Source organism: Nonomuraea sp. NPDC049784, from assembly GCF_040659615.1.
Lineage (GTDB): Bacteria > Actinomycetota > Actinomycetes > Streptosporangiales > Streptosporangiaceae > Nonomuraea.
This window is the reverse complement of the sequence record NZ_JBFAMX010000479.1, coordinates 1-8,027: the sequence shown is the minus strand read 5'-3', so window position 1 is coordinate 8,027 and position 8,027 is coordinate 1. Positions and strand designations below refer to the sequence as shown.

Sequence of the window (8,027 nt, the reverse complement as noted above, 5' to 3'; positions counted from 1 at the left end):
CGTGAGCACGCCGTCCGATGCCCTGGTGGGTCCGGTGGCCGTGGCCGCGATCCGCCGCCTGCACGTGGACACGCTGTTCCTCGGCGTGCACGGGATGAGCGTGCGGGCCGGGTTCACCACGCCCAACCTGCTGGAGTCGGAGACCGACAGGGAGCTGGTGGCGGCCGCCACCAGACTGGTCATCCCCGCCGACCACACGAAGTGGAACACGGTCGGCATCAGTACGATCGCCGAGCTGAGCGAGGCCGACGTGGTCATCAGCGACGCGGGGCTAGCCGAGGACGCACGCACGGAGCTGGCCGAACGGGCCGGAGAACTGATCATCGCGGAGGGCTCTCCTTGAAGCGCACCATCACCCACCTGGCCGACGGCCGAGAGCTGATCTATTTCGATCGGCGTGACGACGCCGACAGGAGCGCGATCGACCGGCGGACGCTCGACCCCAGGCCGGTGGCCTCCGAGCTGCGTTACGACCCGCTGACCGAAGAGTGGATCGCGATGGCGGGGCACCGGCAGACGCGCACGTTCCAGCCGACCGGCTCGGCGAGCGAGTGCCCGCTGTGCCCGTCGTCGGACACGCGGTCGTCGGAGATCCCGGCGTACGACTACGACGTGGTGGTGTTCGAGAACCGGTTCCCGTCCTTCTCCGGCAATTTCGGGACTTATCAGGACGTGGGTGGGTTGAGCGATGTTCGCCCGGGAGCGGGGAGGTGTGAGGTCGTCTGCTTCACCTCCGAGCACTCGTCCTCCTTCTCCCGGCTCTCCAGCGACCAGGTGGAGCTGGTCATGGAGGCGTGGGCCGACCGCACGGCCGAGCTGTCCGGGATCGAGGGCGTGGAGCAGGTGTTCTGCTTCGAGAACAGGGGCGAGGAAATCGGTATCACGCTCGCCCACCCGCACGGCCAGATCTACGCCTACCCGTACATCACGCCCAGGACCAAGCTCCAGCTCGCCGCGGCCAGGCGTTACACCAAGGGCAACCTGTTCGCGGACGTGCTGGCCGCCGAGCGGGCCGAGGGGACGCGGGTGGTGGCCTCCAACGAGCTGTGGACGGCGTTCGTGCCCGCCGCCGCGCGCTGGCCGTACGAGGTGCACATCTACCCGCACCGGCAAGTGCCCGACCTGGCCGCGTTGTCGGAGGAGGAGCGCTCGGCGTTCGCGCCGCTCTACACCTCGGTGCTGCGGGCCTTCGACGGCCTGTTCGGCCTCGTGATGCCGTACATCTCGGCCTGGCACCAGGCGCCCGTGCGGCGGGATCGCGAGCTCGCGTACCTGCACCTGGAGCTGTTCAGCATCAGGCGGGCGCCGGGGAAGCTCAAGTACCTGGCCGGGTCGGAGTCGGCCATGGGTGCTTTCGTGAACGACGTGCTGCCGGAGGAGGCCGCGCGTATGCTTCGATCACAAGTAGATCACTATTAGATTTCTAATTAGGGTCGCATTACTCGTGATCTACCACTAGCATCCCATTTGCACCGGCCGTAACCGCCGTTGCACGCCTAATCCCGGGCGTGTCGCCCGGGAGCCGGGGACCCACCTCGTTCTGGGGTGAATCCGACCACGTGTCGGTAGGGCACCTCCACGCCCGAACCCGTCAGCTAACCCGGCCGGCAGAGGGAGAGGAACATCCACGTGGCGGCTCCGTCCCCCGTGACGCTTGCCATCGGTCTCATCACCGCCGCGGTCATCGCCGTCCTCCCGGCAACCGTGGCGTCGGCGGCCCCCAAGCCCTCGGAGACCGAGCTCCGCGCCCAGCTCAAGCAGCTCAACAGCAGGGTTGACAAGCTCATCGAGAAGTACAACCTCAAGCGCGTCGAGCTGGCCAAGGCGCAGCAGGCCGCCAAGGCCGCCAAGGACCGCCTGGCCACCGCGGAGCAGACGCTGGCCACGGCCGAGCAGCGGGTCGCCGACATCGCCAGGATGCGCTACCAGAACCACGACCCCTCGGTGCCCGCCATCCTGCTGTCCCAGAACGCTCCCGGTATGGCCCTGCTCGAACAGCTCACGGCCGAGCAGCAGGCCGTCGTACAGGGCGTGGCCAAGGCCCGCGACGAGAAGAAGCAGGCCTCCGACCAGGCCGCCGCGCTCGCCACCCAGATCAGCGCGGACGCGAAGGACGTGGCCAAGCAGCGCCAAGAGGCCCAGGACGTCATCAAGGACATCCAGAAGAAGCTCCAGGACCTGGTGCCGTTCGGCCCCGGCCGCAATTCGAACGGCAGCTGGGCCCCGGAGCTGCCCACGGGCTCGGACAACATCACGGCCCGCACGCGGCTGATGAAGGCGGAGGTGGCGAAGAACTTCAAGCTGCCGTACGAGGTGGGCTGCTTCCGCTCCGGCTCCAGCGGAGAGCACCCGCTGGGGCGGGCCTGCGACTTCATGATGAGCACCGGCGGCACGATGCCGGCGGCCATCAACAACGCCCTGGGCGACCGCATCGCGGACTGGGCACTCAAGAACAAGGGCAAGCTCGGCGTCAAGTACGTGATCTGGAAGCAGCGCATCAACATGGGCTCGGGCTGGCGGGCTATGTCGGACCGCGGCAGCATCACCGAGAACCACTACGACCACGTGCACATCTCGATGAACTGAAAAAAGGGGGCGAACAGCATCTGATGTGCTGCTTTCGCACCCTTCGCAGGCAGCGCCACCCGGATGGCGCAGCAACTCGGCGGCGCGGCCGTGCTTCTACCCCATGCGCGTGACGAGCAGCCCGCCCTGCACCTAGGTGCACCCCTGCCGGGCACCTAGATCGATTCTCCCGGCCGGCGCCCGGCCTTAGCGTCGGAGGCATCAGACCAAGGGAGGCAGGCAATCGTGACCACCGCACAGAAGACCGGCGCCACCGGCCGCGTCCGCAACATCGCTTTTTGGGTTCTCCAGGCGGTTGTGGCAGGCTTGTACCTTATGTCGGCTATTGGCAAGTTTTCGAACGCGGAGCCGGCCGCCTCCACATTCGAGGCGATCGGCTGGGGCGACTGGTTCCGCAACCTGGTGGGCGTGCTGGAGACGGCGGGCGCAGTGGCGCTGTTCGTGCCGCCGCTGGCCGGAGCCGCCGCGCTGGCGTTCGTCGTCCTGATGGTGTGCGCGACGCTGACCGAGCAGTTCGTGTCGGGCGGCGGCGTGGTGCTGCCGCTGGCCCTGCTCGTGCTCTCCGCCGCGATCGCCTGGGGGCGCAGGGCCAGCACGGCCCGGCTGTGGGCGCGGATAAGCGGCGCATGACGGACTTCTTCGCGGACGACCCGATCTCCCAGCCGCTCACCTATCCCGGCCGGATCCCGGCGACCTCGGGCGTCCTGGTCGACGACGCGTACGTGCCGTTGCGGCCGGTCGCCGGAAGGCGCCCCGCGGAGTGGCACGCGGGCCACGAGACGCTGGGCGCCCTGCTGGCGCGGCACGGCCGCTCGCACGCGCGCCACCGCGTCGCCGCCGTCGGCTCCAACGCCGCCCCCAGCCAGCTGCGCAGGAAGTTCATCGACCACGGGGTGCGCCCGATCGTCCCCATGACGGTCGCGGACGTGCGGGGCATCGCCCCGGGCGTGTCCGCCCATGTGAGCAGGTGGGGGTACGTGCCCGCCGCGCCCGTGGAGACCCCCGGCGAGACGTCCAAGCTGTTCGTGCTCTGGCTGGACGAGCGGCAGCTCGCCGCGCTGGACCTGACCGAGCCCAACTACCACCGGCGTCCGCTCACCCATCCCGCGACCCTGGAGTCGGGCCGGCGGATTCCGCCACCGTTCGTCTACCAGGGCAGGCACGGCTGCCTGGCCGACGGCGCGGGCAGGCCCCGGCGCCTGACGCCCCAGCGAGCTCTGATCCAGTCACTCCTCGACGAATCCGCGGACTTACGAGCCCTCTGCGGTGACACCCCCGACGACTTCGTCCGCAACGTCAAGGACGAAACCATACGAGAGGGTGTCCATCGCCACTTCCAGGCCAGATAAGGTCAGACCTCGTGACTGACACCCGGATCCCCCCACCCCTCACCGGCGACGAGCGGACCGTTCTGAACAACTGGCTTGAATGGCACCGCGGCACCCTGGCCGTCAAATGCGCGGGCCTGTCGGACGACCAGCTTCGCCTGCGCTCCGCCTCGCCCTCGACGCTGTCCCTGCTCGGCCTGGTCAGGCACCTGGCGCATGTCGAGCGGGTCTGGTTCCGCCGTGTCCTGAACGGGGAGGACATCCCCAAACTCTGGGACAAGGATCGCGACAACGACGCCGACTTCAACGAGGTGGACACCGCCTCTGTGAAGGAGGCCTTCGCGACCTGGGAGGAGGAGGTCGAGCGTGCCCGCGCCATCTCGGCCGCCAAGCCGCTGGACGCCGTCGGCGACCGCAACGGGCAGGACTGCGCGCACCGCTGGATCATCGTCCACGTGATCGAGGAGTACGCCAGGCACAACGGCCACGCCGACCTCCTGCGCGAGCGTATCGACGGGGCGACCGGCGAGTGACGGCCCACGCGTACGCCCAAGCGGCGGGGTCACGCGTTCAGCTACGGTCCAGGCTTTTGAAGATCTTTTTGGGGAAGCCCCTCGGGCTGGCCGGCGCACTGCGTGCCTACGGCCCGCTGGACTCGCCGTGGTCCCGATACAGGGTGGGCACGTGGCGTGGTGAGCGGTCCCGGTGGGGCGGCGTGGCGTGGTCAATGCTTTTGACCACGGAGTGGGCCCACGGGGCGCACGTAACGGCGGCTGACCGGCATCCGGTCAGCGGCCGTTCTCCTGGAGGTCCTCAGCCACGTGCGGCGGGTGGCGCGTATGTCGGCTCCGCCGTAACGGATGAATCAAGGCTTGGTGTGAAAATTAAGCCTCGGTGCGGAAAAGCGCCCACACGGCCTTGCCGCCGCGGGCGAGGGGGTCCCAGCCCCAGCACTGGCTGTACGTCTCGACGATGTAGAGACCGCGCCCGTTCTCGGAGATGAAGTCCGGCTCCTTGGGGCGCGGCACCTCGTCACTGGGGTCCGCCACGGCCAGCAGCACGTGCGGCTGTACGCGCATCAGCAAGAGCTCGATCTCACGCCGCCCCGCCGCGTACATCGCGTAGCGGACCGCGTTCGTCACCAGTTCCGAGACCACCAGCGCGGCGTCGTCGCTGAGCTCGTGCAGCCCCCACCCCTGTAGGGTTGAGCGGGTCACGTCCCTGGCGGTCTTCACGGAGTCGGCCTGAAAGGGCAACGGGCACGAGGTCGTGTACGGTTTGCCGCCCATGAGAAGGCGGTCGAAACCCACCTCGCGGGTGATCTGCAAAGCATCGGCAGTGGCCAGAGGATCCTCCACCATGCCGCCGATACCTCCCCGTTCAGCCCAAGTTAGTGCATGTTTGGCCCAATATGCACTAAGCCATCATGGGTCACGATCGCGGCAGCTGCAAGACCCAAATGCACGTGCAGTTGCATTGTGCAGCAGCAAGCGGCGTTTTGGGGCATTAGTCTCCTAATCGGACACGAGGTTGAGACCTTGTCATACCCGGCAATGTGGTGTCACTGTGTGTGCGGACCTTGATAGGAGGCAAAGTGACGCAGAACCAGCCGGGTTCCGGACCGACGGCGCTGCGCATCCTCCTGGGCTCCCAGCTGCGCAAGCTCAGGGAAGCAAAGAACGTCACTCGCGAGGAGGCCGGCCACCTCATCAGGGGCTCGGAATCCAAGATCAGCCGCATGGAGCTGGGCCGAGTGGGGTTCAAGGAACGCGACGTGGCGGATTTGCTGACCCTGTACGGGGTCGTGGACAAGCAGGCCCGCTCCGCCGTACTCGACCTGGTCGCCACCGCCAACGAGCCGGGTTGGTGGCACCGGTTCAACGATGTCCTGCCCACGTGGTTCCAGGCGTACGTCGGCCTTGAAGAGGCCGCCGCCAGGATCAGGACCTACGAAGTCCAGTTCGTGCCAGGACTCTTGCAGACCAAGGAGTACGCAAGGGCTGTCGTGACCGCCGGGTCGGCGGGAATCGGGGCCGAGGAGATCTCCAGGAGGGTGGATCTCCGGCTGGAGCGCCAGCGGATGTTCGAGAGGGCGGACGGGCCCGTCTTCTGGGCCGTCATCGACGAGGCCGCGCTACGGCGCCCCATCGGCGGCTTCGAGGTGATGCGGGCCCAGATCGAACACCTCATCGAGCTGATGCGGCAGCCCAAAATCACCATCCAGATCATGCCGTTCAGCTTCGGCGGGCACAGCGCGGAGGGCGGGGCGTTCAGCATCCTGCGCTTTCCCGACTCCGACCTGCCCGACGTCGTGTACGTCGAGCAACTGGCCAGCGCGCTCTACCTCGACAAGCGCGAGGACGTGGACCGATACACCGAGGTGATGGAGCGGCTCTGCGCCGTGAGCACCACCCCGGACGAGACGGTCGGGCTGCTGCGGACGATCGCGGACGAGTTCTGACAGGCGAGTTGCGGATGATCGCGGACGACTTGTGGCGGTGACGGCGTCGTTGTTGGGTATGCATCTGCCCTAGACTGGCCTTCGGCGTTGGATCCCGCCGTGGCGGAGCATGCCCAACACCGCTCATGTGGGCGCGGCGCGTGGGCCGTACCGATGGACGCGCCCGCGATCACTCGTAGCTTGATCAAGGAGACCATTCCGTGAAGACCGCTGTCGAGGAGCTAAGCCCGACCCGGGTCAAGCTCACTGTCGAGGTGCCGTTCGACGAGCTGCGCCCCAGCATGGATGCGGCGTACAAGAAGGTCGCGCAGCAGGTGCGCGTCCCCGGGTTCCGGCCTGGCAAGGTTCCGGCCCGCATCATCGAGCAGCGCTTCGGCCGGGCGGTGGTGCTGGAGGAGACCCTCAACGACGCGGTGCCCAAGCTGTACGGACAGGCCGTCGACGAAGCCGACGTGTTCCCGGTCGCTCAGCCTGACATCGAGGTCACGAAGATCGACGACGGTGAGCAGATCGAGTTCACCGCCGAGGTCGACATCCGGCCCAACTTCGACGTGCCCGACTACCAGGGCCTCGAGATCACGGTCGACTCCGCTGAGGTCTCCGACGAGGACGTCGACAAGCAGCTCGACTCGCTGCGCCAGCGCTTCGCGACGCTGACCGGCGTCGAGCGCGCGGCCGCCAACGGCGACTTCGTCGTGATGGACCTCCGTGCCGAGATCGACGGCGAGAACATCGAGGAGCAGCAGGCCAGCGAGGTCTCGTACGAGGTCGGCGCCGGCTCCGTGCTCCAGGGCCTCGACGCCGCGCTCGAGGGCATGTCCGCGGGCGAGGAGAAGAGCTTCAAGACCGAGCTGGTCGGTGGCGAGAACGCCGGCGAGAACGCCGACGTCATCATCAGCGTCAAGTCGGTCAAGGAGAAGGTCCTGCCCGAGCTGGACGACGAGTTCGCCCAGCTCGCCAGCGAGTTCGACACCCTCGACGAGCTCAAGGCCCAGATCCGCGAGCAGTCCCGCCGCAACAAGCTGATCGACCAGGTCGTGCAGGCCCGCGAGAAGGCCCTCGACACGCTGCTGGAGCAGATCGACATCCCGCTGCCGGAGAGCGCGCTCAAGGCCGAGGTCGACGCCCGCAAGCACAACCTCGACCACCAGGTGGCCGAGAGCGGTCTGAGCCGCGACGCCTTCTTCCGCCTCTACCAGACGACGGAGGAAGAGCGCTTCGCCGAGTTCGACACGAACTCCGCCAGGGCGCTCAAGGTCGGCTTCGTGCTCGACAAGATCGTCAAGGCTGAGGAGCTGGGCGTCTCGGAGCAGGAGCTGACCAACTTCGTGGTGCGCCGCGCCATGGAGATGGGCGTGCAGCCGAACGAGCTGGCCAAGCACCTGGCCGACAACGACCAGCTCACGCTGGCCATGGTCGAGATCGTTCGCGACAAGGCCAAGGCCGTCCTGGGTGACGCCGCCAAGGTCGTGGACACCGAGGGCAACGAGGTGGACCTCAAGGCCATCTACACCGAGATCAACGGTGAGGAGGTCGTGGAGGAGGAGCCCGCGGCCGACGAGGACAAGCCGGAGGCGTAACCTCTTCCGCCGGCGGCGCGGGCCCTGAGGCCCGTGCCAGGGCGGTCACGGTCCTGAGCCCCCGAACCGGCC

The 8,027-nt window shown here is 67.7% G+C and carries 8 protein-coding genes, 1 pseudogene and 1 riboswitch; of the genes and pseudogenes, 8 read left to right on the top strand and 1 reads right to left on the bottom strand.

The genetic code is table 11. The features are described 5' to 3' along the window. From AB0J09_RS48615 to AB0J09_RS48590, 6 genes and pseudogenes are all read left to right on the top strand, one after another. Positions 1 to 343, top strand: a pseudogene (locus tag AB0J09_RS48615) (DeoR family transcriptional regulator); the annotation flags it as partial. Next, entirely contained in the window at positions 340 to 1,419 is a 1,080-nt protein-coding gene (gene galT, locus AB0J09_RS48610; protein WP_360707486.1) for a galactose-1-phosphate uridylyltransferase, read from the top strand. The pseudogene AB0J09_RS48615 and the gene galT, both read left to right, overlap by 4 nt. A gap of 64 nt (positions 1,420 to 1,483) precedes the next feature. Continuing rightward, positions 1,484 to 1,624, top strand: a riboswitch (cyclic di-AMP (ydaO/yuaA leader). A gap of 5 nt (positions 1,625 to 1,629) precedes the next feature. Beyond that, positions 1,630 to 2,586, top strand: a complete 957-nt coding sequence (locus tag AB0J09_RS48605; RefSeq protein WP_360707483.1) for a hypothetical protein — start codon at positions 1,630 to 1,632, stop codon at positions 2,584 to 2,586. Between the two features lie 225 nt (positions 2,587 to 2,811). Beyond that, entirely contained in the window at positions 2,812 to 3,216 is a 405-nt protein-coding gene (locus AB0J09_RS48600; protein ID WP_360707480.1) for a DoxX family protein, read from the top strand. Then, entirely contained in the window at positions 3,213 to 3,935 is a 723-nt protein-coding gene (locus AB0J09_RS48595; RefSeq protein WP_360707477.1) for a hypothetical protein, read from the top strand. Before AB0J09_RS48600 ends, AB0J09_RS48595 begins: the two co-directional genes overlap by 4 nt. An 11-nt stretch (positions 3,936 to 3,946) precedes the next feature. Further along, positions 3,947 to 4,447 (top strand): DinB family protein, encoded by a 501-nt coding sequence (locus tag AB0J09_RS48590; RefSeq protein WP_360707474.1) that lies wholly within the window; start codon positions 3,947 to 3,949, stop codon positions 4,445 to 4,447. 351 nt (positions 4,448 to 4,798) lie between these two features. Here the strand turns inward: AB0J09_RS48590 and AB0J09_RS48585 are convergent, their stop codons facing one another. After that, on the bottom strand, positions 4,799 to 5,275 hold the full coding sequence (locus AB0J09_RS48585) for an ATP-binding protein (RefSeq protein WP_360707472.1): 477 nt from the start codon (positions 5,273 to 5,275) through the stop codon (positions 4,799 to 4,801). A 233-nt stretch (positions 5,276 to 5,508) separates the two neighbouring features. Between AB0J09_RS48585 and AB0J09_RS48580 the strand changes: the two genes are divergently transcribed. Continuing rightward, entirely contained in the window at positions 5,509 to 6,375 is an 867-nt protein-coding gene (locus AB0J09_RS48580) for a helix-turn-helix transcriptional regulator (protein ID WP_360707469.1), read from the top strand. Between the two features lie 200 nt (positions 6,376 to 6,575). After that, complete coding sequence (gene tig / locus AB0J09_RS48575) at positions 6,576 to 7,955, top strand: trigger factor (protein WP_360707466.1); 1,380 nt, start codon at positions 6,576 to 6,578, stop codon at positions 7,953 to 7,955. Positions 7,956 to 8,027: the final 72 nt, after the last annotated feature.

Excerpts from the sequence above, each read along its gene's own strand:
- AB0J09_RS48595 (WP_360707477.1), top strand. The coding sequence starts at position 3,213 with ATGACGGACTTCTTCGCGGACGACCCGATCTCCCAGCCGCTCACCTAT.
- AB0J09_RS48585 (WP_360707472.1), bottom strand. The coding sequence starts at position 5,275 with ATGGTGGAGGATCCTCTGGCCACTGCCGATGCTTTGCAGATCACCCGC.